Here is a 25,809-nt window from a genome sequence, read left to right on the forward strand (position 1 = left end):
GCGCTTCCCGGGCGGGGCATGATGCCTTTGGTTTTTCGCACGCGACTGTGAATCGAACATGACGAGACGACATGTGGCCCCCCTTTTCGCTTAACCGGCCGACGACGTGGATGGGACTGGCGGCGCTGGCGGCCATGCTCTGGCTGCCGCTGGCGTCGTTGCGCCTGGCGGCGCTGGCCGTCATCGTGGTCGCGCTGGTCGACGGCTGGCGCCAGATCAAGCGCGAGCATCGTCGCCGCCTGCTCAGCGAGGAGGCGCTCAAGCTCTCCGGCGACGGCGTGGTGATCTCCGATCGTCGCAACCGCATCGTCAGCGTCAACCCCGCCTTCACCCAGATCACCGGCTACACCCGCGAGGAGGTCCTCGGCCTCGATGCCTCGACGCTGTCCTCCGGGCGTCACGACAAGGCCTTCTACGAGCGTTACTGGCAGACCCTGCAGGCCACCGGGCGCTGGGAAGGCGAGATCTGGAACCAGCGCAAGCACGGCGATCAATATCCCGAATGGCTGCGCGTCCAGGCCTGCCCCGACAGGAAGGGGCGCGTGGGTCACTACGTCGGTCTGTTCACCGACATCTCGCGCCACAAGGCCCGCGAGCAGGATCTGCGCCGGGTCGGTTTCGAGGACCCGCTGACCGGGCTGCCCAACCGCCGCCGGCTGCACGACCTGTTGACCTCGCGATTGAACCGCCTGCGTGCCGGCGAGGGGCTCGATCTGGCACTGGTCGACATCGACGGCTTCAAGTCGATCAACGATGCCCTCGGGGTCGACTGCGGCGATCGGCTGCTGGCGCGTTTCGGCCAGCGGCTGGCGGCGTTCGTCGCCGGTGGCGTGGTCGGCCGGCTGGGCGGCGACGAGTTCATGGTCATCCGCACCACCACCTTCGACGATCACGAGGCGTGGATCGCCGGGTTGCGCGACCATCTCAGCGAGCCCTTCGAGATCAGCGACAATTCGCTGCGCCTGGGGCTGACCATCGGCAGTTGCCGGGCCCCCGACGACGGCAACGACTCGGGCGTGCTGTTCCAGCGCCTCGAGTCGGCGCTGTACTCCGCCAAGCGTCACGGCCGCAACCACGACCGGCGCTTTCGGCCGTCGCTGGAAGTCGAGGGCGACCGACAACTGGCGCTGGTCAACGAACTGCGCCGCGCGCTGGCCCAGGGCGATCAACTCGAGTTGCACTACCAGACCCAGCACCGCTTGAACGACGGCACGCTGGTCGGCATGGAAGCGCTGCTGCGCTGGCGCCACCCCGAACAGGGCATGATCTCGCCCGGCGATTTCATCCCGCTCGCCGAGCGTCACGGGCTGATGTCGGCGCTGGGCAACTGGGTCATCGAGCGCGCCGTGGCCCAGCTCGCCAGTTGGCGGGCCAACGGCATGCCCAGGGTCCCGGTGTGGGTCAACATCTCGGCACTGCAGTTGATCCAGGGGGATCTCGAATCGCGCCTGGCCGCGTCGCTGGCGCGCCATCGGGTGCCGGCACAGCAACTGGGCCTCGAGCTCACCGAATCGGTGCTGCTCGACGAACGCGCCGGCGACGTCTCGCCGCGTCTCGAGGCGCTGCGCCGCCAGGGCCACGAGATCGCCATCGACGACTTCGGTACCGGCTATTCGTCGCTGGCCTATCTCAAGCGGCTGCCGGTGGACAAGCTCAAGCTCGACCGCGCCTTCATCCGCGCGCTGCCCGACGACGTCGCCGATGCGGCTATCGTCTCGGCGGTGCTGGCGATGGCGCGCGGCCTCAACCTCGATGTCGTCGCCGAGGGCGTCGAGACCATCGCACAGCGTGACTTCCTGCTCGAATACGGCTGCCCCTACACGCAAGGCTTCCTGTTCGCCCGACCCGAGCCGGTGGAGGCGATCGAAGCCCGTTACCTCAACGCTTCGCAGACCGTCTGACCCCCCGCTTGCCGGCGCAACCCCGGCAGATCAGCCCCCAGACGATCGCCTCCGCGGGCAGCAGCCACGGCGCCAGCTCGACCCCCGCCAGGCGTGCGCCGCCCCAGTACGACAGGGCGCCGCCGCTCGCCCCGCAGGCCGTCGCCAGCCAGGGGTGCCGCCACAGCCAGGCCAGCGAATGGTTCACCAGGGTCGCGAACAGCGGCCACAGCAGCCATAGCCACAGCGGAATCGGCCACGCGGGGCCGGCGAAGACGAACCCGCCGGCCAGCGTCAGGCCGCCGTCGACGACCAGCCCCACAAGGGCGAAGCCGGCCAGCAGCCGCCACTCGCCGGGGCGTGCCAGCCAGCGCAGATGCCCGGCCAGCACGGCCGCCGTCACCGCCGCTCCCGCCAGGCTGCCGCCGAGCACACAGGTCAACCAGCCGAGCTGGAAGGCGGCGACGTTGCAGAGCGTTGCGGCGGGGGTCACGGGGCGCCGGTCAGTGGCGCGCGGCGCGCCCCAGGCTTGGCGAGCAGCATCTGGCAGGTACCGATGGTGCGCTCGCGAAAGCCGCCCTCGCAGTAGCTCAGGTAGTAGCGCCACATGCGGATGAAGCGCTCGTCGTAGCCGAGCCGGCGGACGGTGTCGAGATTCGCCTCGAAGCGGTCGCGCCATTCGCGCAGGGTCCGGGCGTAGTGCGGCCCGATCTCCTCGAAGGCGAGCACGTTGAGCGAGGTGCGCCGGGTCAGGCCGGCGAGAATCGCCGTCGGCGATGGCAGGAAACCGCCGGGAAAGATATAGCGCTTGATGAAGTCGCGCTCGCGCTTGGCGGCCTCGAAGCGCTGGTCGCGGATGGTGATCGCCTGCAGCGCCGCCAGGCCGTCGTCGGTGAGCAGGCGGTCGAGGGTCGTCAGGTAGGCATCCAGGTACTGGTGTCCCACCGCCTCGATCATCTCCACCGAGACCAGGCGATCGAAGCGCCCGGCGAGTTCGCGATAGTCCTGCTTGAGCAGGGTGACGCGGTCCTCGAGACCGGCCTCGGCGATACGCGCGGCGACGAAGGTGTACTGTTCGGCGGAGATCGTCGTGGTGGTCACCCGGCAGCCGCGGGTGCGGGCGGCGTGCAACGCCAGCCCGCCCCAGCCGGTGCCGATCTCCAGCAGGTGATTGTCGGGCCCCACGTCGAGCAGGTCGAGCAGACGCTCGATCTTGTGGGTCGAGGCGGTCTCCAGGCTGGCTTCGGGGTCGGGGAAGAGCGCGCTGGAATACATGCGATGCTCGCGATCGAGAAAGGTCGCGAACAGCGCGTTGCCGATGTCGTAGTGGGCGCTGACGTTGCGCCGCGCCCCGCCCAGGGTATTGCGCTGCAGGGCGTAGACGGCGCTCGCCAGCCAGAGGGCGAAACGCGCGCTGCCGCGCTCCACCTCGCCGTTGACCCGTTCGAGGTTGAGCGCGAACAGCCGGGTCAGCGTCACCAGGTCGTCGCTGTCCCAGTCGCCGTCCATGTAGGCCTCGGCGGCGCCCACGGTGCCGCCCAGGGCCAGCCGCCGCCAGGCCCGTTCGCGGTGCAGCGTCACGCTGACCTCGAGGGTCCCGCCACTGCCCAGTCGGCGATACTCGCCGTTGTCGACGAGATGGATGAAGCCGCCCTCGAGGCGGTCGAGCTGGGCGATCAGGCGCGGCTTGAGCCAGCGCATCAGCCGGCCGCCGGTACACGGGCACCGCTGGGGTGCAAAACGAAGCGATGTCACGACGAGCTCTCCTCGGGGCGTTTCCCGGGCGGTTGGCGGCCCCCGGGATGGTCATGGATCGGCACGCGCTTGAGCCACAGGCGCAGCGCCTGCCAGTGGATGGCGGCGAGCGTGGCCAGGCTCTGCCAGGGCTGGCGGGCCAGGGCGGCGAGCAGCGCGCCGCGGGTCGCCGGCCGGGCGTCCAGCGTCAAGGTGGCGTCGAAGTGACGCCGCTCGTCGCGCCAGGCCTCCATGTGCATCATCAGCCGCGCGTCCGGGGTGTTGAAGCGCCAGCGGTAGCGCATGTCCATGGGATTGAACGGCGAGACGTGCAGCGTCTTGTCGAAGCACGCCGCGTGCAGGTGGCGTTCGGGGGTCACGTCGCAGGCGTAGCTCTCGCGCTCGCCCCAGGGCGTGTTGGTGACCTCGCCGAGCAGGGCGCGCAGCCGGCCGGCGCGGTCGTAGGCGTAGTAGAGGGTGATCGGGTTGAAGCTCACGCCGCCGATCCTCAACTGGGTGAGCATGCAGATCCGGCCGTCGGCGCGGCTGGCCACCGTCTCGCCGAGCCGTTCGGCCAGTCGCCGGCGCACGGCCGTGGCCAGCGGCAGGTCGTGGGGCGCCAGGTAGTCCGCGCGGCGAAAGCGCGCCAGGGCGGGGCGTCGGGCGCTGTAACCGGGCACGCCGTCGAACAGCTCGGGCAGCTCGTCGAGGTCGAGCCAGGCCATCCACAGCCGGTAGCGGAAGGCGTGTGCCCGCGGCAGGAAACGGCGATGGCGCAGTTCGCCCCGGTAGATGCGGCTGTGCGGGGCGGCGATCATGCCGGTATCTCCGTGCGACCCGGCGCAGCATGGACGCGGTCGTCCTCGTCGCAGCCCAGGGCCCGGGCGACGCGCAGCGCGCTCCACACGCCATCCTCGTGGAAGCCGTAACGCCAGTAGGCGCCGCAGTAGTGGGTGCGCAGCGCCGGTGCCGAGATCATCGCGTGGCGCGCCTGGGCGGTCAGCCCGGCGAGGGTGAACTGCGGGTGGGCGTACCGATAGCGGCCGAGGACGCGCGCCGGGTCGATGGCGTCGTCGGCGTTGAGGGTCACGCACAAGGTCTCGGGCGCGTCGAGGCGCTGCAGCCGGTTCATGTCGTAGGTGACGGCGGCGCGGGCCTGGTCACCACGACCGTCGAGGCGATAGTTCCAGCTCGCCCAGGCGCGCCGCCGACGCGGCAGCAGCCGGGTGTCGGTGTGCAGGACGACGTCGTTGTCGCGGTAGGGCAGCGCGCCGAGGATCTCGCGCTCGGCGGGGCTCGAATCGGCGAGCAGCGCCAGCGCCTGATCAGCGTGGCAGGCCAGCACCACCTGATCGAAACGCGAGGCGCCCAGCGGCGTGGCGAGCGTCACGCCTTCCGGGTCGCGGCGCACGGCGGTGACCGGGCAGTCGAGGTGAATGCGCTCGCGGTAGGGCCGGGTCAGTGCCGGGATGTAGCGCCGCGAGCCGCCGCGCAGGGTATACCACTGCGGTCGGCGGCCGAGCGACAGCAGGCCGTGGTTGCGGAAGAAGCGCACGAAGAAGGTCAGCGGGAAGGCCGCCAGATCGGCGCTGCTCGCCGACCAGATCGCCGCGCCCATGGCCAGCAGGTACCGGTCGCGGAAGTCGTCGCCGTAGCCACCGCGGGCGAGATAGTCGCCGAGCGTGGTGGCGGCGTCGAGGCGGCCTTCTGCCAGGTCGCGCTGGGCCTGACGGTTGAAGCGCAGGATGTCGGCGAGCAGGCGGTAGAAGCGCGGGCTCACCAGGTTGCGGCGCTGGGCGAACAGCGAGGCCAGGGTATGCCCGTTGTATTCGAAGTCACGGTCCGTCTCGTGGACCGAGAAGCTCATCTCGGTGGGTTGCGCCTCGACGTCGAGCGCGCCGAGCAGGCGCTGGAAATGGGGATAGGTCCAGTCGTTGAAGACGATGAAGCCGGTATCCACGGCGAACGACCGGCCGCCGAGCTCGACGTCCACGGTCGCGGTATGCCCGCCGAGACGCGGGCCGGCCTCGAACAGCGAGACCCGGTGACGCTGCGACAGGTAGTGGGCGGCGGCCATGCCGCTGATGCCGCTGCCGATGACCGCGATGCGCTGCGCCGCACTCATCGAGACGCCTCCTGGCGGGAGTCGCCGGCGCGCGTCAGGCGCCGCCCCAGGCGAAAGCGCAGCGCCGGCGGCAGGATGCCGGCGAGCTTCACCAGGGCCGTGAAGCGCTTGGGAAAGTGGATGTCCCGGGAGCGGCGCTCGAGGCCGTCGAGAATCGCCCGGGCGGCGCTGACGGCGTCGATGCGCATCGGCATGGGAAAGTCGTTGCGCTCGGTCAGCGGTGTCGCGACGAAGCCGGGGTGGATGACGCTGACGTCGATCCCCTCGTCGGCGAGGTCGAGGCGCAGCGATTCCAGGAAGTGGCTGAGGGCCGCCTTGGAGGCACCGTAGGCCTCGGCGCGGGGCAGCGGCAGGTAGGCCGCGGCGCTGGAGACCGCCGCCAGCAACGGCGGCCCGGCGTCCTTGTCGCGGCCCCGGCGCAGCAGCGGCAAGGCGGCATCGATGGTGCGCAGGGCGCCGTTCAGGTTGACGTCGATGACCCGCTCGACCAGGTCCAGGTCGAAACGACGGGCGTCGAGGTATTCACAGGTGCCGGCGACGTGCAGCAGCACGTCGAGGCCCCCGAAGGCCTCGTCGATGCCCTGTGCCGCCTGGCGCAGCGAATCGCGGTCGCTGATGTCGCAGGGCAGCACCAGGGCCCGGGCCTGGCCATCGGCCAGCGCCGCCAGCGGTTCGCGCCGGCGCGCACTCAGGGCCACCCGGTGCCCCTGCTCGAGCAGGCGTCGGGCCAGCGCTTCGCCGATTCCCGAGCTGGCGCCGGTCAGCCAGATGCGTCGTTGGCCGGAAAGTCCCTGCATGGTGTTTTTCCTCGTCGCCGTGAGTATCGCGGTGTCAGGCCAGGCGGCGCTTGATCTGGCGAATCGCGCCGCCGAGCAGCGGGACGTGTTCGTAGAGCAGTGCGCCGGCATCGAAGTAGTCACGGTGCTCGCAGACCCGCTCGCCATCGGCGGTCGCCCGGAAGCGCAATCGCGAACAGCCCTCCACCGTCACGGTACGGCCGCGATCCAGGGCCGGATGCACGAGATGCAGCGTCCAGGCGACGAAGGCCAGATCGCCATCGCGCAGCCGGTCACCGAACGTGAAGCGGCATTCCTCGACCCGTTCGTAGAGGGCGGCGAAGTAGCGCTCCAGTGCATCGCGACCCCGGATGTGGTGTAGCGGATCGCAAAAGTCCACATCCTCAGTGTAGGCCCTGTACAAATATTTTGTATAGGATTTGTCGAGTTTTTCGAAAAAGGCGCAGAACGCCTCCAGCGCCGGGTCGTCGCGCATGATGGTCCTCCGGGGCGGGGCTGGGGTCAGTCGCGGCTGAGCGCCTTGAAGGCGTCCAGCGCGCGCGCTCGGGCGGCCTTGTGGTCGACGATGGGTGCCGGGTAGTCATGCCCGTTCAAGGCGTCCCGTGGCGGGGCATGGCGCGCCTTGGCCGGCAGGTCGGCGAGCTCGGGCAGGTAATCGGCGATGAATCGGCCGTCCGGATCGAAGCGCCTGGCCTGGGTGGTGGGATTGAAGATCCGGAAGTAGGGCGCGGCGTCGGTGCCGGTCGAGGCGGCCCACTGCCAGCCGCCGTTGTTGGCGGCGAACTCGCCGTCGACCAGATGGCGCAGGAAGAAGGTCTCGCCCTGGCGCCAGTCGATCAGCAGGTGCTTGGTCAGGAACATCGCCACCAGCATGCGCAGGCGGTTGTGCATCCAGCCGGTCTGCACCAGCTGGCGCATCGCGGCGTCGACCAGCGGGTAGCCGGTGCGCCCCTCGCACCAGGCGGCGAAGGCCGTCTCGTCATCGCGCCAGGCGAGCTGCTCGGTGTGCTGCTGGAAGGGGCGGTGGCGGCACACGTCCGGGTAGCCGACGACGATGTGCTGGTAGAACTCGCGCCAGACGAGTTCGTTGACCCAGCTGGTCAGGCCGCGGTCGCCGTCGGCGAGGTGCCCGCCGTTCTCGGCCATCGCCGCCTGCAGGCACTGGCGATGCGAGATCATGCCCAGGGCCAGATAGGGCGAGAGTTCGCTGGTGCCGCGGGTTTCCGGAAAGTTGCGCTGTTCGTCGTAGTGGCGGACGCGGTAGCGCAGGAAGCGTTCGAGACGATCGGCGGCGGCCTCCTGGCCGGCCGGCCACAGCGTGGCGTCGACCGCGGTGTCGTCGCAGGCGGGGGCCTCGGGGAGCGGCTCGCGCTCGAGCGACAGGCGCGTCTGGGCATCGGGGGTGTCGCGCAGCGCCAGGCGCTGGGCATCGATCTGGCGATGCCAGGCCTTGGCGAACGGGGTGAACACGCTGTAGTAGTGGCCCTGGCCGGTGAGCAGCTCGCCGGGCTCGAAGGCCACGGCGTCGGTATAGCCGTGCACCGCGATATCGGCCTCGCCCAGGGTGCGCGCGACCGCCTCGTCGCGGTGGCGCTCGTCGAGCGGATACTCGCGATTGAAGTGGAGGGCGTCGATGTGGTGTTCGCGGGCCAGGGCGAGCAGGGTCTCGGGCGCGGCATCGAACCGCCCGATGTCACGCTGCAGCAGGGGAATGTCGAACCCGGCCAGCGCCTCGGCCAGCGCTTCGACGCCGCGGCGCAGGAAGTCGATCTTGTTGGCGCCGTGGCCATGTTCCCGCCACTGATCGCCGCAGTGCAGGAACACCGCGATCACCGGTCCGCGTCGGGCGGCGGCGGCCAGGGCGGTGTTGTCCAGGGTGCGCAGGTCGCTGCGGAACCACATCAGTTGCCGGGCCATGGCGGCGCTCCTTGCCGGCGAGAGGGACGGTGTCAGGTAACCAGGGGGCGCAACCGTTCGATCGCCACGGTCGGCAGCTCGCCGAGCGCCTCCAGGGCGCTCGATTCGACCTCGCTGGCGCGGATCCGCGTCACCGGCCCGACCAGACACACCGGCACCGAGAGCTGCTCGGCGAGGCGCGGCAACTGGCGCCGGATCAACTCGTTGCGCTCGGCCTGCCCACTGACCAGCACCAGCGCGCCGGCCTTGAGGCGTTCCACCGCCAGCGGCCACTCGCCGAGCGGCAGCGGCGTGTCGAAGAGCTGAACGCGAAAGCCGGCATCGGCGGCGAGCAGCGCGAACAGCAATGACCACAGGGCGCCGGGGTCGTCGGGCAGGCGCGAGACGAGCAGCACCGGCCCGGCGCTGGCGAGGTTGGCGTGATAGAGCCGGGTGCCGATCCGTGTACGCAGGAAGCTTTCCAGGGTGCGGCGCTGCAGGGTGGCGCCGAGCTGGTCGCTCCAGTGTTCCTCGAGTTCGCCGATCGCCGGCTCCCAGAGCTCGGCCAGGCAGGTGGCGACGGGATAGAGCGCCAGGCTCTGGTTGTACAGGGCCTCGAGGCGTACCAGATCCAGGGCCTCGATACTCGCCATCAGTTGCCGACGCTGGGCTGCCCAGTCGCCACTGTCGTCGATGGGGGCCTCGGGCGCTTCGGGCTGTTCGAGCAGGTCCCGCACCTGGCTGACCGGCACGCCGCGATTGAGCCACTGCAGAATGCGTTCGACGCGCTGGATGTCGTTGCGCGCATAGAGGCGATGCCCCTTGGGAGTGCGCTGAGGGCGGATCAGACCGTAGCGTCGCTCCCAGGCCCGCAGGGTCACGGAATTGACGCCGGTCAGGCGTGACACCTCCCGGATCGGGTACAGCGGAGCGCCGCTCGGGTCCATCGGCTTGTCGGTCATGCGCACTCGGCCTCTTCAATAGCGTGACGCCGTCGCTCGCTCGGGGCGTCGGCAGCGGGAAAGCGTGCAGCACCCCGCTGGTTTCGATGATCAGGATGGGTCAGATGCCTGTACAAGGCAACCTCAATGTACAATTTTTGTCCAGTCAAGAGACACCCGTCTCCGTTACGGCGCGTCCTTCGATGATCCCCGCCAGGGCATCGACGAAGGCCGGATGCTCGCCCACCGGCGCCAGCAGCTCCAGGGCCAGCGAGGGGTGCTGGCCGTGCAGTGCCGCGATCTGCCCGGGCACGTCCTCGCGCAGGTGGCGACCGGCGGCGAAGAACAGCGGCAGCACCTCGGCGCGTCGGCAGCCCGCCGCGTCCAGCTCGGCGGCGACGCTTTCCAGCGAGGGCTCGCAGAGCTCCATGTAGGCCAGTCGCAGCGGGCGCTCGAGGCGTTCGGCCAGCGCCGCGGCCAGGTTGTCGAAGGGGGCCCGCCAGCGCGGGTCGCGGGACCCGTGGGCGAGCAGGATCAGGGCATCGTTCATGAGAGTCTCCTTGACGGCGTCTCGGGCCTTGTCGGTAGTAGGGCATCGGGACGCTGGGCAGGGCCGCATCGCTGCATCTAGACTATCAAAGACGTATAACGTCTGTATAACCCGGTAACGCAGCGAGCAGGGAGGTGGCATGCGCATTCTGATCACGGGCGGCAGCGGTTTCGTGGGGCGCCGGCTGTGCGCGAGGCTCGCTCGCCAGGGCCACGAGTTGCGGGTGGTATCGCGCCAGCCCGAGGCGGCGCGTCGCGTGCTGCCGGATACGGCCGAGGTGCGTCGCAACGTGCTCGACTTCGTCGACGCCGCTCCCGAGGCGATCGTCAACCTGGCCGGCGAGCCGATCGCCGCGCGGCGCTGGAGCGAGGCCCAGAAACGCCGGCTGGTCGACTCGCGGGTGGCCATTACCCGCGAGCTGGTCGACCTGTGCGGGCGCCTCGAGACACCGCCGCGGGTCATGGTCTCGGGCTCGGCGATGGGCTACTACGGCGACCAGGGCCAGCGGACGGTGGACGAGCAGACCTCGCCCAACGAAGAGTTCGCTCATCGCTTGTGTGCCGAGTGGGAGCGCCAGGCCCTCGAGGCCGAACCGCTGGGCGTGCGGGTGGCGTTGCTGCGTACCGGACTGGTGCTGGACGCCGAGGGTGGCACCCTGGCCAAGATGCTGCCGGCGTTCAAGCTGGGGCTGGGCGGGCGCCTCGGCAACGGCCGTCAGTTCATGCCCTGGATCCACCGCGAGGATCACGTACGCAGTATCGAGTTCCTGCTCGAACACGACACCCTGAGCGGGCCGTTCAACGCCTCGGCCCCGCAGCCGGTGACCAACGCCGAATTCACGCGCAGCCTGGCCCGGCATCTGCACCGGCCGGCGCTGATGACGGTGCCGGCGCCGCTGCTCGAGCTGGCGCTGGGCGAGATGTCGCGGCTGCTGCTCACCGGCGCCGACATGCGCCCGCGCCGGCTGCTCGACGCCGGCTTCCGCTTCGAGTACGAGACCCTCGATGCCGCGCTCGACGCGATCCTGTCGCGCGGCAAACGTCGCGAATAACTTCGCTCCCCCAGCAAGGCTCCCGAAAGCCTGAGCAGAATGACCGTGGGAGGGAACTTGTTCCCGACGTCGCCGGCACCGAGCCGTCAGCATCGCAAATGAATTCGCTCCCACAGGAAGGTGCCCTCGAAGCCGCACAGGAGCGCCGTAGGAGGGAACTCGTTCCCGACGATGGCATCAGCGCGGCACCGAGCCGGCCGCATCGCGAATCAATTCGCTCCCCCGAGGCGATCGCTGCGTCGACTCGGGCCCGGTGTTCAGCGCCGGGTCTCCTTGTCGACGGTGACGATCACCCGCACCGCATCGAGCCGCAGGCGAGTGCCTTCGATCGCCGCATCCAGCGCCTGACGCTCGTCGCGCAGGGCCTGGAGCTCGTCGTCGCGCACCGAGGGGTTGTGCCGGGCGAGCGCCTGCAGCCGGGTGAATTCGCCGTCGAGGGTGTCGCGCATGCGCCGCTGGGCGGCCTCGACGATGCTCGGCAGTTCGCGCTCGGCCTCGCCCTCGCCGCTGGTGAGCAGTTCGCGGAGCTGATCGTGGCGTGACTTGATCAGGTCGCGGGCCACCGCCTTCTTGACCTTCTGCAGGTTCTTGGCCAGCCCGGTGAACGAGACCTTGGCGGCGAGGTTGGCGCCCGACTCGTCGAGCAGCACGCGGACCGCGGTGGGCGGCAGGAAGCGATCGACATGCAGCCGCGCCGGCGCCGGACAGTGGGTGCAGAACACCAGTTCGGCCATCAGCCGTCCGGCGGGGATCGCCGGGTGATCGAGCAGCGCCAGCGCGGTGTTGCCCAGGGTGCCGGTGAGGATGCGCTCCATGATCTCGCGGGTCAGCGGGTGCTCCCAGGAGAGGTGCTGGACGTCGTCGCGGGCCAGGGCGCGCTCCCGCGAGCGGGTGGCGGTGAAGCCCTCCTCGCCCTTCACCAGCCCGGGCAGGCCGTCGAGCATCTGCGGGCCGGCGCGCAGGTGGACGAGTTCGCCGCCCAGGTCCTGGTTGTCGACGCCGAAGATGTCGAGTGCCTGATCGAGATAGCGGGGCAGGGCGCGATCCTCGTCGAGCTCGCGGATCGCCGTGGCCACCGTCTCGGCGCGCTCGCTCCGGCAGGCATTGAGCTCGAGCAGGCGGTTGCGCCCGGCGTTGCGCTCGGCCAGCTTGGCGTCGAACAGCGCGCGGGTCTCGGTGACGACCTCGTCGAGGGCCTCGTCGTCGAGCAGCGCCTCGGCCAGCTCGTCGCCGAAGGCCGCGAAGAGTTCGCTGCCCACGCCGTGAGGGGCGCTGAAGGCGTCCATGCCGTCCCGGTACCAGCGCAGCAGGCGCTCGGCGGGGCTGTCGGCGAATACCGGCACGTGGATTTCGATGGCATGGCGCTGGCCGATGCGATCGAGCCGGCCGATGCGCTGTTCGAGCTGGTCGGGGTGCTGAGGCAGGTCGAACATCACCAGGTGACGGCAGAACTGGAAGTTGCGCCCCTCGGAACCGATTTCCGAGCAGATCATCACCTGGCTGCCGTCCTCCTCGTCGGCGAAGGCCGCCGCCGCGCGGTCGCGCTCGACCAGCGTCAGCCCTTCGTGGAACACCGGCGCGTGCATGCCGCCGAGCACGCGCAGCGCCTCGGCGAGATCGGTGGCGGTCTGGCGGTCGTGGGCGATCACCAGCGCCTTGTCACGGCCCATCTCGGTGAGGCGTTCGAGCAGCCAGGTGACGCGCGGATCGATCTGCCACCAGGGCTCACTGTTGAGCGGGTCGTCCTCCAGGGCGCGATAGGTGGCGTCGAGATAGAGCATCACGTCGGGGTGGTCGAGCCCGGTCTCGATCAGCAGCTCGTCGAGATAGTCCTCGTCGCGGGCGAGCTTGCGCAGCACGCGGCGGTAGGCCGAGGGCGGATCGAGTCGGGCGACGTGGAGGTGGCGTTCGGGGAAGCCGCCGACATGACGGCGGCTGTTGCGGAACATCACCCGGCCGGTGCCATGGCGGTCGAGCAACTGATCGCGCAACTGGGTCCGTGCGGCGTCGCGCTGGGCGCTGTCGCTCTCGGCATCGGCCAGGGTATCGAGCAGCGCCTGGCTGTCGGCGTCGTCGATGACCGCGGCGGCGGTGGCCAGTGCCTCGGCGTCGCCGGGCAGCGCGTCGAGGGCGTCGATCGCCGCGGCGACGCGGACATAGCCGGCCTCCTCGGCGCGGAAGCGCTCGAGGTCGTGGTAGCGGTCGGGGTCGAGCAGGCGCAGCCGGGCGAAATGGCTCTCCAGGCCCATCTGCTCGGGGGTGGCGGTGAGCAATAACAAGCCCGGTGCCACGGCGGCCAGGCGTTCGACGCAGGCGTAGCCGGGGCCGCTTTCCTGCGGCGTCCAGTCGAGGTGGTGGGCCTCGTCGACGATCAGCAGATCCCAGTCGCAGGCCTCGGCCTGATGCTGGCGGTGCGGGTTGGCGAACAGCCACTGCTGGCTGGCGAGAACCAGCTGGCCGGCCTCGAAGGGGTTGGTATCGCCGTGGGCCTGGCTCTGGGTCTCGTCGAGCAGCGTGACCTCGATGGCGAAGCGGCGCAGCAGCTCGACCAGCCACTGGTGGGTGAGGCTGTCGGGAACCAGGATCAGCGCCCGCTCGGCGCGGCCGGTGAGCAGCAGGCGGTGCAGGATCAGGCCCGCCTCGATGGTCTTGCCCAGTCCCACCTCGTCCGCGAGCAGCACGCGCGGTGCGTGGCGGCGCGAGACCTCGTCGGCGATGTAGAGCTGATGGTCGATCAGGTCGATCTTGGGGCCGGCCAGGCCCAGCGCCGGGTTCTGGCTGATGCGGTGATAGTGGTGCAGGGTGCGGTAGCGCAGGTCGAACCAGTCGTTGCGGTCGACCTGGCCGGTGAGCAGGCGGTCGCGGGCCTGGTTGAACTGCATGCGGTCGGAGAGCTTGGTCTCGGAGAGTTCGTGCCACTCGCCGGCCGCGTCGACGCCGATATAGACCACCAGGCCGTCGAGCGTCTTGGTGTCGTCGACGGTCAGCACGTGCCCGTCGGCGGACTCGATGCGATCGCCGCTGCCGAACACCACGCGGGTCAGCGGTGCCTGGCGCACGCTGTAGGTGCGGGTTTCCTGGCTGGCAGGGAAGAGCACGGTGACGCTGCGAAAATCGACGTTGAGGATGGTGCCCAGGCCGAGTTCGGCCTCGCCGTCGCTGATCCAGCGCTGACCGGGAGAAAAGTCGCTCATGATGCCTCGAAAGCTCGTGGAAATCGGTGCCTGCCGCGGGGCGTTCCGGTACGGCGGCGTGCCGCATCGAACCGCCCCGAGAATCGGGGCGCCGTATATTACAGGAAAGCCGATGGCCGCTTAAGCCATTCCGATGAGGTTCAGGGCTATCGCAGTTGGGGTTATCGTTCGGAGCTGACCCGTCGACAGGTCTGCAAGGGGGCGCTGTAAACCCTTCCATGGGCGCTACCGACGCCATCCGTGGCGCCGGACCCCCTATCCGACCTGTCCCCGGCTCCCTCGTAGACCCCGCTGCGATTGCCCTGGACGAGATTGCCGGTACGCTCGCTCCGGTGGATGCGCCGCGCCGATATCGCCTCAGCGCGCCAGCCAGGCCTCGAGCTGGCTGCGGCCGAGTTCGCCGACGTGGCGCTCGACGAGCCGGCCCTCGGCGTCGAAGACCAGGGTGGTGGGCAGGCCAGGCGTAGCGCTCAGCGCCAGCAGCTGCTGGTGCGGGTCGAGCAGCGCATGCTCGAAGTCCAGGCCCTGCTGGTCCAGGTAACGCGCCACGGCGAGCAGGCTCTCGCCCTGGTTGATCGGTACCACGGTGACGCCCGGCGTCGCGGCGGCGTCGGCGAGCAGTGGCATCTCGCGACGGCAGGGGCCGCACCAGGTCGCCCACAGGTTGACGATCAGCGGCTCGCCGTGGAGCTCGGCCAGTGCGACTGGATTCCCGTCGAGGTCCTCCAGCGTCAGCTCGGGCTGGCGCGACAGGCCGGACGTACCGCCCAACGGATTCCAGACCATCAGCGCCAGCCACAGTGCGGCGGCGCCGGCGAGCAGCGCCTCGGCGGCGACCAGCCGGGGCCAGCGGTCGCGCAGTGACCAGGCGGTCCAGGCCGCCGCCGCGATGAGGCCGGCGACCGGCAGGTAGCCGGGCTGCCAGAGCTTGAAGGCATCCAGCGGAGCCTGGGCGTAGCTGTCGAGGTGGACGAGCACGTCGCCCAGGCGAGCGCCGAGCAGGGCCGCCAGGAGGGCGCCGTTGAACCAGCGGGCGCGGCGCGCCACGGGCAGGCGCAGGGCCAGCATCCCGGCGAGCAGCAGGGCCAGCGCGGCGATCGCGGCATACAGTCGGGGCAGGGCGATGAGCAAGGGGCCGAGGGCGAGAGCGTCCATGGTATTCGCAGTGGCGGGCGGGTGGCGCCGGGCGTCGTCAGGGGTGGGCCGGCGGGCTACAATGGCCAGCCTACTGGCCTCCCTCGTCACCCGCAATACGGCGCGCCGCGTCGCTGGAGTCTCCGATGGCAAAGCGAGTCGATACCCTGCGCGTCCTGGCGATCGCCAGCCAGGCCGTGGGCTTCATCCTGATCCTGACCCTCGAGACCGTGCTCGGCGATGCCGCGCGTCCCTGGCAGGGCGTCACCCTGGCGCTGATGCTGGCGGCGGCGCTGATCATCGCCGTGCTGCGCCAGTATCGCCGCAACCGGGCGCGCAAGGCCGCCGCCGAGCGCGAGATGGCCGACGACTGAAGGCGCTGCCGGGCTCCGCGTCCGACCCCTGTCACCCTCCCACGCCGCCGCAGGCTGTTACCTATCGTCCTGTCGACGTGCGGCGATCGAAGCGCGCGAAGAGCTGCCCCGCCTCGCCGGCCACCTCGTCCTGATAGTAGAGGCTGGCCAGCTCGAAGTCGGCGGGCTCGGGCAGCGCCTTGCCCTCCACCAGCCCCTGATAGCGTTCGCCGCCGATCAGGCGCAGGCGCAGGGTCAGAAACAGGCTGTCGACGATCGCCTCGCGCAGCATTACCCCGAACGACCAGGGGCCGGCCACCGAGTAGAGGCGCCGGTAGCCCAGCCGACCGAGGTGCCGCACCACCTCGCGACCGTCCAGCTCGCGCGGCGCGCTGTCGGCGTGGGGCTCCGCCTGCAGGGCGACGATCTCGCCGCCCTGGTCGGCGAGGCGCGCGCGGGCTTCGGGCGTGACCCGGCTCGCCGGGGCGAACAGCCATACACGCCGGCCCTGGGCACGCAGCGTTTCCGGCAGGGTGACATCGAGGGTGTTGCTGAGGATCGCCACGTCGGGCTGTGCGCGCATCCCCTGTTCGCGTCGCCAGGCGTGGAGATCGGCAAAGGCGGGGTCGTCGGCGAGCGGCAGTGGCGCCTGGGCGTGCCCCGCGGCGAGTTGACGGAAGTAGCGTCCGCCGATCAGCAGCACGTCGGCGCGGGCGGCGAGTTCCTGGTAGAGCCGCCAGTCGTCGGCATTGGCGACGGTCGCCGGCACCCGGTCCTGACCGGCGTCGTCTTCCACGGCCACCCGGCCGTCGAGGCTGGTGACGAAGTTGCTGTAGACGAAGGGCGTGTCGGACGCCGCGTCGCCCAGCGGGACGTCGAGATAGAGGCCCTGCAGGTCGTGGGCCGCGGCAGTCTGGGGGTAGAGCTGGAGCAGGGGCATGGTCGCGCCTCGATCGGCCTCGCGCCGGTCACGGTGGCAATGTCCGGCGTGTCACGGTTTTGCCCCCGCCTTCGGCGAGAGCGGCTATTCTGAGAGCAGCGTTTGTGAATAACGTGGCTTCAACGTTGTACGGCGGCAAGCGGCCGGTCGACGAGGCGAGCGTCGGCCGGCACCCGCTGCCGGCGATGGTCTGCCCCTTCCTCACCCGCTCGCCAGCGTGGCAGGCCCGATGGGCCGCCAGGGAGGCTGCCATGGGCCAGCGCAACATCTTCGTCGTCGGACTCAACGACTTCAACCGCCTGCGCCTGGAAAAGCTGCGCGGCGCGCAGGACTACCGCTTCCACGGGGTCATCGAGCCCGCCGAGGTCTACGATACCGAGGTCTTCCCCATCGAGGACATGCTGGCGCGTGCCGAGGCCGCGCTGCGCGACTTCGATGGCTCGGTCGATGCCATCGTCGGCTACATGGACTTCCCGGTGTCGACCATGCTGCCGCTGCTCTGCGGGCGATTCGGCACCCGCACGCCGAGCCTCGAGAGCCTGCTCAAGTGCGAGCACAAGTACTGGAGCCGGCTGGCCCAGCGCGAGGTGATCGGCAACTACATTCCACGCTTCACCGCCTTCGATCCCTTCGATGACGAGGCGCTGTCGAAGATCGGCCAGGCGGGGCTCTACTTCCCGTTCTTCGTCAAGCCGATCAAGTCGTCGGGGTCGCGGCTGGGCTTTCGCATCGACAGCCCCGAGGACTTCATCATGGCGACCGGACGCCTGCGCGACGAGATCGGGCTGATTTCCGAGCCCTTCAACTTCGTCCTCGATCAGGCCGATCTGCCCGAGGCGGTACGCGCCGTGGACGGCGGTCACTGCATGGCGGAGGAAATCATCGGCGGCTGGCAGTGCACCGTGGAGGGCTACGTCTTCGAGGGCGAGGTGGTGCCCTACGGCATCGTCGACTCGATCCGTTACCCGCAGGTGCTGAGCTTCTTCTACTACCGCTATCCCTCGCGGCTGCCGGCGCCCATCCAGGCCAGGATGGAGGCGCTGACGCGCACGGTCATGACCCACATCGGCTACGACAACGCCGCCTTCAACGTCGAGTTCTTCTGGGACGAGATCCAGAACCGGGTATGGTTGCTGGAGATCAATACGCGCATCTCGCAATCGCACTGCGACCTGTTCGAGAAGGTCGACGGTGTCAGCCACCAGCAGGTCACCGTCGATCTGGCGCTGGGCCAGCGTCCCGACATGCCCCACCGCCAGGGCGAGTACGCGGTGGCCGGCAAGTTCTTCTACCGGGTGTTCTTCGTCGACGCCACGGTGGTGCGCGTCCCCGATCCCGACGAGATCGCCGCCCTCGAGGCGCGCTTCCCCGGCACGCATATCGAGTTGCAGGTCACGCCGGGCATGCGCCTGTCGGACATGCCCGAGCAGGACAGCTACAGCTTCGCGCTGGCGCTGATCTGGATGGGCGCGGACAGCGACGAGGCGCTGGAAGCCAACTACACCCGGCTCGCCGAGGGGCTGACGTTCGAGTTCGCCGACATCATCGGCTGAGGCCCGAGACGGATGACAATGACACCACGCAGAGAAAGGGGTAGGCCATGCGCATCGTCGAGACGTTCCCGCGCCCGGTTCACGAGGAGGAGACCTGGATCACCCTGCAGGATGGTTGCCGGCTGGCGGTGCGTATCTGGCGACCGATGGACGCCGAGCGCCACCCGGTGCCGGCGATTCTCGAGTACCTGCCCTATCGCAAGCGCGACCTGACCGCGACTCGCGACGCCCAGACCCATCCTTACTGGGCGGGTCACGGCTACGCCGGGGTGCGGGTGGACATCCGCGGCAGCGGGGAGTCGGATGGCGTGCTCACCGACGAATACCTGCAGCAGGAGCTCGACGATGGCGTCGAGGTGCTGCGCTGGATCGGCGAGCAGCCGTGGTGCACGGGCGACATCGGCATGGTGGGCATCTCCTGGGGCGGCTTCAACGGCCTGCAGATCGCCGCCCTGCAGCCCCCCGAGCTCAAGGCGGTGATCACCCTGTGCTCGACCGACGACCGCTATGCCGACGATGTCCATCACATGGGCGGCTGTCTGCTCGGCGACAACCTGTCCTGGGCCTCGACGATGTTCGACGGCAACGCCTGTCCGCCGGATCCGGCGCTGGTCGGCGAGCGCTGGCGCGAAATGTGGCGGGAACGCCTCGAGGGCAGCGGGCTGTGGCTGGCCACCTGGCTGGCTCATCAGCGTCGCGACGACTACTGGAAGCATGGCTCGGTGTGCGAGGATTTCTCGCGCATCCAGTGCCCGGTCTACGCCATCAGCGGCTGGGCCGACGGTTACTGCAACGCGGTGTTCCGGCTGCTCGACGGCCTCTCGGTGCCGCGCAAGGGGCTGGTCGGGCCCTGGGCGCACAAGTACCCGCACCTCGGCGTGCCCGGGCCGGCGATCGGCTTCCTGCAGGAGGCGCTGCGCTGGTGGGATCACTGGCTGAAGGGCGAGGACACCGGGATCATGGACGAGCCGATGCTGCGCGTGTGGATGCAGGAGTCGGTACCGCCGTCGGCGCGCTACGACGTGCGCCCCGGGCGCTGGGTCAGCGAGCCCGTGTGGCCCTCGCCGCGCATCGTGCCGACGCCGTTTCGCCTGACCAGCGGCCACGACCTGGTGCCCGAGGTGGCGTGGATCGGCGCCGACAGCGCCCTCGGCGACGTGCCCTTGTCCATCCGCTCGCCGCTGTTCGTCGGCCTGTATGCCGGCAAGTGGTGCTCCTACAATGCGCCGCCCGACCTGCCCCACGACCAGCGCGACGAGGATGGCGGTGCCTTGATCTTCCAGACCGCGCCGCTCGAGAAACCGCTGGAGATCTGCGGCCAGCCGGTGGTGGAGCTCGACCTGGAGGCCGATCAGCCGGTGGCGATGGTCGCGCTGCGGCTGATCGACGTCGGCGAGGACGACAAGGCGACGCGGGTGTCCTACGGCCTGCTCAACCTGACGCACCGCGACAGCGACGAGTTCCCCGAGCCGCTGGAGCCGGGGCGGCGCTACCGGGTGCGCGTGCCGCTCAAGCACATCGCCCAGCAGTTCCCCGTGGGGCATGCGATCCGCCTGTCGCTGTCGACGAGTTACTGGCCGCTGGCCTGGCCGGCACCGACTCCGGCCAGGGTGACCCTGCATCCCGCCGAGTGTCGGCTGGTTCTGCCGTGTCGCGAGCCGCAACCCGCGGAGGAGGCGGCGCTGCCCGCCTTCGCCGAGCCCGAGGGGGCGCCGCCGCTACCCCGCACGCTGATCCAGCCCAGCCAGGAAGCCTGGCGGGTGATCCGCGACCTGGGCAACGACCGCACCACCCTGGAAGTGGTCAACGACGAGGGCGTCTACCGGCTCGACGACATCGACCTCGAACTCGCGGTGCGCGTCACCGAGCGTTACAGCTACGCCTACGGCAACTACGACAGCCTCAGCGGCTGGACCGAGTGGCAGCGCAGCTTCACGCGCGGCGATTGGCAGGTGCGCACCGTGGCCCGCACGCTGATGACCGCCGATCGCGACGGCTTTCGCCTGCGTGCCACCCTGGATGCCTACGAGGGCGAGAGCCGGGTGTTCGCCAAGACCTGGGACGAGACCATCCCGCGCGATCTGGTGTGAGCCTCAGGCGAGGGCGGTGCGTTGTGCGACACGGCGGCGCCACAGGGCGTCGACGAGGGCCATGATCACCAGCGAGGCGCCCACCAGCGGAAAGATCACGCCGCCGATCGCCAGCAGGACGAGCACGCCGCGCAGCCGGCGTGGGTCACGCGGTTCGGGGGGCACGCCGAGACGCCCGGTGGGGCGTCGCTTCCACCACATCACCGCCGACGACACGCAGAGCATGACGATGCCGGCGCAGGCCAGCGCCAGGATCAGCTTGTTGGCCAGGCCGTATTGCTGGCCCAGATGGACGTTGATGCCCCACTCCAGGCCGCGCCCCAGCGGGCCGTAGTCGGCATAGCCCATGTCGAGCAGCGGCCGGCCGCTGTACTGGTCGAGATGCACCACGCGCTGGCGGCTGAGGTCGTCGGGATACGCCGAGCCGGTATACACGCCGCCGGGCCCGTCGGGCAGGTTGACGGCGAAACCCGGTGCCAGGCCCCGCTCGCGGAAGATCGCCACGGCGGCGTCGAGGCCGATCGGCGCTGCGCCGCGGGCGTCCCCCGCGGATTCCGGCAGGCGCGCCTGCTCCAGTGACCAGTTGGTGGTCTCGCGGTCGGCGAGACGCGCATCGGACATCGGTACGTCGACGCGCACACCATCGGGATAGCCGTAGTTGTGCCCGTTGGCGAGTTCGTTGACCTTGGTCCCCCAGAGCGTCGACCAGGGCATGCCGGTGATCGCCAGGAACAGGATGAACCCGCCGACGAAGAGCCCGGTGACGGCGTGCAGGTCGCGCCAGAAGACGCGCTTGGCCGGGCGGGCGCGCACCGTCACCACGCCGTCGCGCCGGCCGCGTGGCCACCATAGGTAGAGGCCGGTGAGCACCAGCAGGATCGCCCAGCCGGCGGCCAGCTCGATGAGCAGGCTGGCGGCGCTGCCGAAATAGCTGAGGCTGTGCAGGTGGCGGATGGTCCACATCAGGCTGCCGCGGTAGGGCAGGCTGCCGGTGACCTCGCCGCTGTACGGATCGACGTACACCGCGTGGCGGGTGCCGTCGGCGGCTCGCACGTCCACCTCGCTGGCCAGGTCCGAGCGCGGCGCGGGCACGAAGCGCAGCGCCTCGCCGGGCCGGCTGGCCAGTGCCGCCGCCACCTGGCGGTGCGGTGCCAGGGTCGGGCCGGACTGCGCGGTGACCGTGAGCGTATCGGCGTGCCACCAGCGGTCGATGTCGTCGTGGAACAGATACAGCGCGCCGGTGATGGCCAGCGAGATCAGCCAGGGAATGACCAGCAGGCCGGCGTAGAAATGCCAGCGCCAGACGGCGCGGTACCAGTCATTGGCCGCGCGGCGGGCGCGGGTGTTTGCACTCTCGGTCATGGGTGTCCTGAAAGGTCGAGCGATGGGGCGTGTCACACGTCATCGGCGCCACCGGTCCGCGGGTAGGCGGGCCGGGCGGCGTCGAGCGTGCGGCGATGCGGACGAGGGTCAGGCGAGAGCGATCGGTGGGGCACGGGGTGGCGCGTGAGCGGCAAGCGCGGGTGTGGCGTGGGCAACACGCGGTGCCCCGGCCGGCTGGTCGAGCGGCGCCAAGGACGCCGTGGCGGCGGGTGGCAGGGCGACATCGAGCACCGGGCAGTGCTGGAACAGCGTGCAGTAGCCGCACGCATCGTGCCAAGCGAACACGCCGGCCGGGTGGTCGGCGATCCGCGCTTCGTGGGCCGTGGCGATGCCTCTCGGCGCGTCCCCATGCGTGGCGTGGGCCGCGCCACTGAGCTGGCCGATCAAGGGCCCGAACACGACCAGCAGCATCGCCAGCAGCGCGCAGCTGGCGGCCTGGCGCAGGGCATGGGGCGGGCGGGATACAGCCATGGCGGCGCGGCTCTACGGGTTCGTGACGCGCCAAGCATGCCTGAACCGGCCCCGCTGGCCAGTGACGTCTTGTCGCAGCGACCCCGTGCGAGGCGAGGGCGTCACCGCGGCGGGTGATGGCGCCGCGATCGTCAGTGCAGTCGGTCGCACAGGGCGCGATTGGCCTGCAGGGCCTCCGGGTAGGTCGGATAGCGGTCGAGTTCCCGGACCTTGCCGCCGGTGGTTTCCAGCAGCAGCCAGTAGTCGGGTTGCTTGAGCTGCTTGCCCGGGCCGAGGTTGGCCGGAGCGATCTTGAAGCTGCGAAGCGCCATGACTGCCTCCATCGGTTACATAAAAACACAAAACAAGCATGGAAGAGTGACATGCCGCGGGAAACGCGGTTTTCGTCGTGAATTCGACCGTCAACCGCCTGAGGCGGATGCGCGAAGGCGGGGTGGGAACGCCATGCCGTGGGGTATGACGAATGTTCCTGGCGAGCGTCTCCCGACAGGGCGTGACGGGTTCGTCGGGTACCTCCTGCGAATGACGGGCGGGATAGATTGCCGTGACCCCGGGAGGATGGCATACAGACAGGACGGATCCGGAAAGGGAAGCGTCATGATCGAACGCTGGTTATGCCGCAGTCGCCTGATGATCCATGTCACCGTGGTGCTGGCCATGCTGGCGGCACTGATTCTCTATGTACTGGCCTGCCTTAGCCTGCTGCAGACCCTCTGGGCGTTGATCGCGGGGGGGGCGCCTGGCAGGCCGAGGCGATCAAGGCCAGCGCGGTGGGATTGCTCAAGATGATGGATCTGCTGCTGATCGCGGCGAGCTTCCAGATCATGGCCCACGGCATGTACCGGCTGTTTCTGCGCACCGACTTCGAGAGCGAGGGCCCGCTGCAGGTGGCCAGTTTCAAGGAGCTCAAGCACTCGCTGGTCGCCGTCGCCGCCATCGTGCTGGTGATCCTGTTCGTCGAGAATGCCGTGAAACTGGGCCCGGGGCGGCCGATTCTGGAACTGGGCGCGGCCATCGCCCTGGTCATCGCCGCCGTGGGCTGGGCGTTTCGCGAGCGCCGTTAAGCCCGATGCGTGCTGATGGGAGAGGCGCCGGGTACTGCGGCGAAATACCGCGCCCCTGGCCGACGCCGGCCGCTTGTCCGGGCGCGCCGACCGACATAGGCTTTCGCCTCATGACGACCTCTCGTTCCTTCATGCTGATGCTCGGTATCCCGGTGGCCTTCCTGTCGGTCCTGGCCGCGGCAATTTTCGGTGGCCAGGTCATCGCCGACCACAACCGGGACAGCACGATCCAGCAGGCCATCGCCAGCCGGCTCGATACCGCGAGCCCGGTCGAGCTGCTGAAGCTACAGGAAGTGCAGTACGGCTATGGCGTCTGCGGCCTTTACCGCACGGCCGATGCGGACCAGGGTGTCGCGTCCTTCTTTTACAACACCGTCAACGACCGCCTCACGCTGGACGTCAAGTCGGACGACTTTCAGTCGTACTGCAATCTGGCCAATCTCTGCTCCTGATGACCGCCGCGGCGCGACTCGAGCCAATGGCCAGGCACCGAACGCCCGGGGCGTGAGTCCGTCGCATCTCGCGTGGAGAGTATCAGGATGCTGAATCGACATCATCGGGGGCGATCGCGACGCATCCCGCTTCGCCTGGCGTGGGGGCTGCTGGCCGTGTGGATCCTGGCGGGCATCGCCCAGGCCGACGACCAGACGGTCACCCAGGCCCGACTGAGCCTGCTGCCCGGCGACATGCCCGGGGCCGGTTACTTCGAGCTGCACAATGGCGGTGACGCGCCCGTGACGCTGGTGGGTGCCTCCAGCGATGCCTTCAAGAGTGTCGCGTTGCATCGCAGCATGAGCCGGGACGGCATGGCCAGCATGCACGCGGTGCCGCGTATCGAGATCGCGCCCGGCGAGACGCTCGAGTTCGCGCCCAAGGGCTACCATCTCATGTTCATGAAGCGTTCCCGGTCGCTCTCTGTGGGCGATAAAGTCGAGGTGACGCTCGAGTTTGCTGGAGAAAAGGCGCTTCCCGTCATGTTTGACGTGGTCTCACCCGTGTCGATGTAGCCAGACTTTCCGGAATCCTGTCATGTACAAGTGCTTTCTTCCACTGCTGGCCTCGCTGTGGCTGGCCGGATGCAGTGACACCAACTGGCGCACCACGGACGTTTCCGAGGTCATGCCGGAACTCGATTTCGACCTCGTCGACGAGAACGGCCACGAGGTGAGCGCCGAGGATTATCGCGGCAAGACCACGGTCCTCTACTTCGGCTACACCCACTGCCCCGATGTCTGCCCGATAACCCTGGCGGGACTCGCGGCGGCGCTCAGGAAATTCGATGAGCCACTGCGCGACGACATCCAGGTACTGTTCGTCTCGGTCGACCCGGCGCGCGACACCCCCGCCATCCTGAAGCGTTACACGGACGTCTTCGGTCCGCAGTTCATCGGCCTGACGGGCGACATCGCCCAGATCGATGCACTGACCAACCGCTACCGCATCGCCTACGAGTACGGCGACAAGGATTCGGCGGGCAACTACGACGTCAGCCATTCCAGCGCCGTCTTCGCCTTCGACCCGCGGGGCGAGGCGCGCCTGCTGATTCGCGACAGCGACCCCCAGGCCAATGTCGTCGCCGACCTACGCCGGCTGACCGAAAAGGGCTAAGCTCCAGGAACGTCCGGCGGCCATCGCGGCTCCGGACCCCGTTCTCGACGATCGCGTGATCGTCAGGCTTCAGGAGCGTTGGCATGTCCCACGACGAAAGCGCGGCCCGCGAGATTCTCGCCCCCGACGGCGTACTGCGCGCGGCGATCAATTACGGCAATCCCGTACTCGCCCAACGTGGCGACGACGGTCGTCCACAGGGGGTGTCGGCGGCATTGGCCGCCGCCCTGGCCGAACGGCTGGGCGTGCCGGTCGACTACGTCACCTTCGATGCCGCCGGCAAGGTGGTCGCCTCGGTCGACGACGCCCAGTGGTGCGTCGCCTTCCTGGCCCGCGACCCGCGGCGTGCCGAAGCGCTGCGTTTCACCGAGCCCTACGTGGTCATCGAGGGAACCTACCTGGTGCCCGAGGAATCGGCGTTCCACCATGTCGAGGAACTCGACCGCGACGGCGTGCGGATCGCCGTCGGCGAAGGCGCGGCCTACGATCTGTACCTGACGCGCACCCTGACGCATGCCGAATTGGTGCGCGCGCCGACCTCGGCCGACGCGATCGATGCCTTCGTCGAGCAGGGCCTGGCGGCCGCGGCGGGGGTACGGCAGCCCCTCGAGCGCTTCGCGGCGACGCACCCGGGATACCGCGTGCTGGCGGGGCGCTTCACGGCGATCGAGCAATGCATGGCGCTGCCCAAGCGCTGTGCCGGGGCCGGGCCTTACGTCGACGCCTTCATCCAGGAAATGATCGACGAGGGCTTCGTCGCGAGGCAACTGGATTGAGATAGATGCTTTGCCAGCCACCTCATGAGGATAAGGTGTGCAGCAATGATAAGGCCTGGGCTGCCGTGACGCGATGTTCCACGCGAGGCTGCCATCTTTTGGTATTGCGTTTGTCCCTCGCTTCTATGGGGGAATTCCTACATCTTTGCCAGTGATCTCTTACATTTCCCGACGTGTGTCTTGGATATAGTCTGGTGTACCGCAGCCTATGGGGCGAGCGCGGTCTCGCCACTGCATGGCAAGGGAAGCGGAATGTGTGCATCCGAACG

General features: G+C 69.4%; 26 protein-coding genes. 11 read left to right on the forward strand and 15 right to left on the reverse strand.

The annotated features are described in order from the left end of the window. The first annotated feature begins 71 nt into the window (after nucleotides 1–71). Nucleotides 72–1,901, forward strand: a complete 1,830-nt coding sequence (locus tag D0901_RS13720) for a putative bifunctional diguanylate cyclase/phosphodiesterase (RefSeq protein WP_129140871.1) — start codon at nucleotides 72–74, stop codon at nucleotides 1,899–1,901. Here D0901_RS13720 and D0901_RS13725 read toward each other — a convergent pair. From D0901_RS13725 to D0901_RS13765, 9 genes are all read right to left on the reverse strand, one after another. Further along, the gene (locus tag D0901_RS13725; RefSeq protein WP_129140872.1) at nucleotides 1,879–2,373 is read right to left on the reverse strand and encodes a DUF2878 domain-containing protein; all 495 of its coding nucleotides are present in this window, start codon (nucleotides 2,371–2,373) and stop codon (nucleotides 1,879–1,881) included. The two genes, D0901_RS13720 and D0901_RS13725, sit on opposite strands and share 23 nt — an antisense overlap. Beyond that, nucleotides 2,370–3,635, reverse strand: coding sequence for a class I SAM-dependent methyltransferase (locus D0901_RS13730; protein WP_425256179.1), 1,266 nt, complete (start codon nucleotides 3,633–3,635; stop codon nucleotides 2,370–2,372). The genes D0901_RS13725 and D0901_RS13730 overlap by 4 nt, the downstream gene beginning before the upstream one ends. Further along, entirely contained in the window at nucleotides 3,632–4,432 is an 801-nt protein-coding gene (locus D0901_RS13735) for a DUF1365 domain-containing protein (RefSeq protein ID WP_129140873.1), read from the reverse strand. The genes D0901_RS13730 and D0901_RS13735 overlap by 4 nt, the downstream gene beginning before the upstream one ends. After that, nucleotides 4,429–5,739 (reverse strand): NAD(P)/FAD-dependent oxidoreductase, encoded by a 1,311-nt coding sequence (locus D0901_RS13740; RefSeq protein ID WP_129140874.1) that lies wholly within the window; start codon nucleotides 5,737–5,739, stop codon nucleotides 4,429–4,431. The genes D0901_RS13735 and D0901_RS13740 overlap by 4 nt, the downstream gene beginning before the upstream one ends. Beyond that, entirely contained in the window at nucleotides 5,736–6,536 is an 801-nt protein-coding gene (locus D0901_RS13745; RefSeq protein ID WP_129140875.1) for an SDR family NAD(P)-dependent oxidoreductase, read from the reverse strand. The genes D0901_RS13740 and D0901_RS13745 overlap by 4 nt, the downstream gene beginning before the upstream one ends. A gap of 34 nt (nucleotides 6,537–6,570) precedes the next feature. Next, nucleotides 6,571–7,011: a nuclear transport factor 2 family protein gene (locus tag D0901_RS13750; protein WP_129140876.1), complete on the reverse strand. Its 441-nt coding sequence runs from the start codon at nucleotides 7,009–7,011 to the stop codon at nucleotides 6,571–6,573. A 26-nt stretch (nucleotides 7,012–7,037) separates the two neighbouring features. Further along, entirely contained in the window at nucleotides 7,038–8,453 is a 1,416-nt protein-coding gene (gene phrB / locus D0901_RS13755) for a deoxyribodipyrimidine photo-lyase (protein WP_129140877.1), read from the reverse strand. Nucleotides 8,454–8,485: 32 nt separating this feature from the next. Then, the gene (locus D0901_RS13760) at nucleotides 8,486–9,394 is read right to left on the reverse strand and encodes a MerR family transcriptional regulator (RefSeq protein WP_129140878.1); all 909 of its coding nucleotides are present in this window, start codon (nucleotides 9,392–9,394) and stop codon (nucleotides 8,486–8,488) included. Between the two features lie 145 nt (nucleotides 9,395–9,539). Further along, nucleotides 9,540–10,070 carry a sirohydrochlorin chelatase gene (locus tag D0901_RS13765; protein ID WP_325051844.1) on the reverse strand — a complete coding sequence of 177 codons (531 nt, stop codon included), beginning with the start codon at nucleotides 10,068–10,070 and terminating at the stop codon, nucleotides 9,540–9,542. Here D0901_RS13765 and D0901_RS13770 point away from each other — a divergent pair. After that, a complete protein-coding gene (locus tag D0901_RS13770; protein ID WP_129140880.1) occupies nucleotides 10,063–10,974 on the forward strand; it encodes a TIGR01777 family oxidoreductase in 912 nt (303 codons plus the stop codon). The genes D0901_RS13765 and D0901_RS13770 overlap by 8 nt on opposite strands. A gap of 257 nt (nucleotides 10,975–11,231) precedes the next feature. On the opposite strand, the gene rapA is transcribed toward D0901_RS13770, so the two are convergent. Further along, the gene (rapA, locus tag D0901_RS13775; protein ID WP_129140881.1) at nucleotides 11,232–14,168 is read right to left on the reverse strand and encodes an RNA polymerase-associated protein RapA; all 2,937 of its coding nucleotides are present in this window, start codon (nucleotides 14,166–14,168) and stop codon (nucleotides 11,232–11,234) included. 357 nt (nucleotides 14,169–14,525) lie between these two features. Continuing rightward, nucleotides 14,526–15,323, reverse strand: a complete 798-nt coding sequence (locus tag D0901_RS13780) for a TlpA family protein disulfide reductase (protein ID WP_129140882.1) — start codon at nucleotides 15,321–15,323, stop codon at nucleotides 14,526–14,528. Between the two features lie 125 nt (nucleotides 15,324–15,448). Between D0901_RS13780 and D0901_RS13785 the strand changes: the two genes are divergently transcribed. Then, nucleotides 15,449–15,676, forward strand: coding sequence for a hypothetical protein (locus tag D0901_RS13785; RefSeq protein WP_129140883.1), 228 nt, complete (start codon nucleotides 15,449–15,451; stop codon nucleotides 15,674–15,676). Nucleotides 15,677–15,737: 61 nt separating this feature from the next. Here D0901_RS13785 and D0901_RS13790 read toward each other — a convergent pair whose 3' ends face one another. Then, nucleotides 15,738–16,595: a RibD family protein gene (locus D0901_RS13790; protein ID WP_129140884.1), complete on the reverse strand. Its 858-nt coding sequence runs from the start codon at nucleotides 16,593–16,595 to the stop codon at nucleotides 15,738–15,740. A 251-nt stretch (nucleotides 16,596–16,846) separates the two neighbouring features. Between D0901_RS13790 and D0901_RS13795 the strand changes: the two genes are divergently transcribed. Next, a complete protein-coding gene (locus D0901_RS13795; protein ID WP_129140885.1) occupies nucleotides 16,847–18,148 on the forward strand; it encodes an ATP-grasp domain-containing protein in 1,302 nt (433 codons plus the stop codon). A 47-nt stretch (nucleotides 18,149–18,195) separates the two neighbouring features. Next, complete coding sequence (locus D0901_RS13800; RefSeq protein ID WP_129140886.1) at nucleotides 18,196–20,238, forward strand: CocE/NonD family hydrolase; 2,043 nt, start codon at nucleotides 18,196–18,198, stop codon at nucleotides 20,236–20,238. A gap of 3 nt (nucleotides 20,239–20,241) precedes the next feature. On the opposite strand, the gene D0901_RS13805 is transcribed toward D0901_RS13800, so the two are convergent. The 3 genes from D0901_RS13805 to D0901_RS13815 all read right to left on the reverse strand — a co-directional run bounded on the left by D0901_RS13805 (nucleotide 20,242) and on the right by D0901_RS13815 (nucleotide 22,403). Continuing rightward, a complete protein-coding gene (locus tag D0901_RS13805; protein ID WP_129140887.1) occupies nucleotides 20,242–21,600 on the reverse strand; it encodes a PepSY-associated TM helix domain-containing protein in 1,359 nt (452 codons plus the stop codon). A gap of 108 nt (nucleotides 21,601–21,708) precedes the next feature. Next, a complete protein-coding gene (locus D0901_RS13810) occupies nucleotides 21,709–22,092 on the reverse strand; it encodes a DUF2946 family protein (RefSeq protein ID WP_129140888.1) in 384 nt (127 codons plus the stop codon). 131 nt (nucleotides 22,093–22,223) lie between these two features. Continuing rightward, entirely contained in the window at nucleotides 22,224–22,403 is a 180-nt protein-coding gene (locus D0901_RS13815) for a hypothetical protein (RefSeq protein WP_129140889.1), read from the reverse strand. 286 nt (nucleotides 22,404–22,689) lie between these two features. On the opposite strand from D0901_RS13815, the gene D0901_RS13820 reads away from it, so the two are divergent. From D0901_RS13820 to D0901_RS13845, 6 genes are all read left to right on the forward strand, one after another. After that, nucleotides 22,690–22,881, forward strand: a complete 192-nt coding sequence (locus D0901_RS13820; protein ID WP_129140890.1) for a hypothetical protein — start codon at nucleotides 22,690–22,692, stop codon at nucleotides 22,879–22,881. Beyond that, nucleotides 22,878–23,156: a YqhA family protein gene (locus D0901_RS13825; protein ID WP_129140891.1), complete on the forward strand. Its 279-nt coding sequence runs from the start codon at nucleotides 22,878–22,880 to the stop codon at nucleotides 23,154–23,156. Before D0901_RS13820 ends, D0901_RS13825 begins: the two co-directional genes overlap by 4 nt. 131 nt (nucleotides 23,157–23,287) lie before the next feature. Then, nucleotides 23,288–23,608 (forward strand): hypothetical protein, encoded by a 321-nt coding sequence (locus D0901_RS13830; RefSeq protein WP_224424417.1) that lies wholly within the window; start codon nucleotides 23,288–23,290, stop codon nucleotides 23,606–23,608. A gap of 87 nt (nucleotides 23,609–23,695) precedes the next feature. Beyond that, a complete protein-coding gene (locus D0901_RS13835) occupies nucleotides 23,696–24,163 on the forward strand; it encodes a copper chaperone PCu(A)C (RefSeq protein ID WP_129140893.1) in 468 nt (155 codons plus the stop codon). A 22-nt stretch (nucleotides 24,164–24,185) separates the two neighbouring features. Then, on the forward strand, nucleotides 24,186–24,764 hold the full coding sequence (locus tag D0901_RS13840; protein WP_129140894.1) for an SCO family protein: 579 nt from the start codon (nucleotides 24,186–24,188) through the stop codon (nucleotides 24,762–24,764). 83 nt (nucleotides 24,765–24,847) lie between these two features. Continuing rightward, nucleotides 24,848–25,540: a transporter substrate-binding domain-containing protein gene (locus D0901_RS13845; RefSeq protein ID WP_129140895.1), complete on the forward strand. Its 693-nt coding sequence runs from the start codon at nucleotides 24,848–24,850 to the stop codon at nucleotides 25,538–25,540. Nucleotides 25,541–25,809: the final 269 nt, after the last annotated feature.

The organism is Modicisalibacter coralii, assembly GCF_004117855.1.
Lineage (GTDB): Bacteria > Pseudomonadota > Gammaproteobacteria > Pseudomonadales > Halomonadaceae > Modicisalibacter > Modicisalibacter coralii.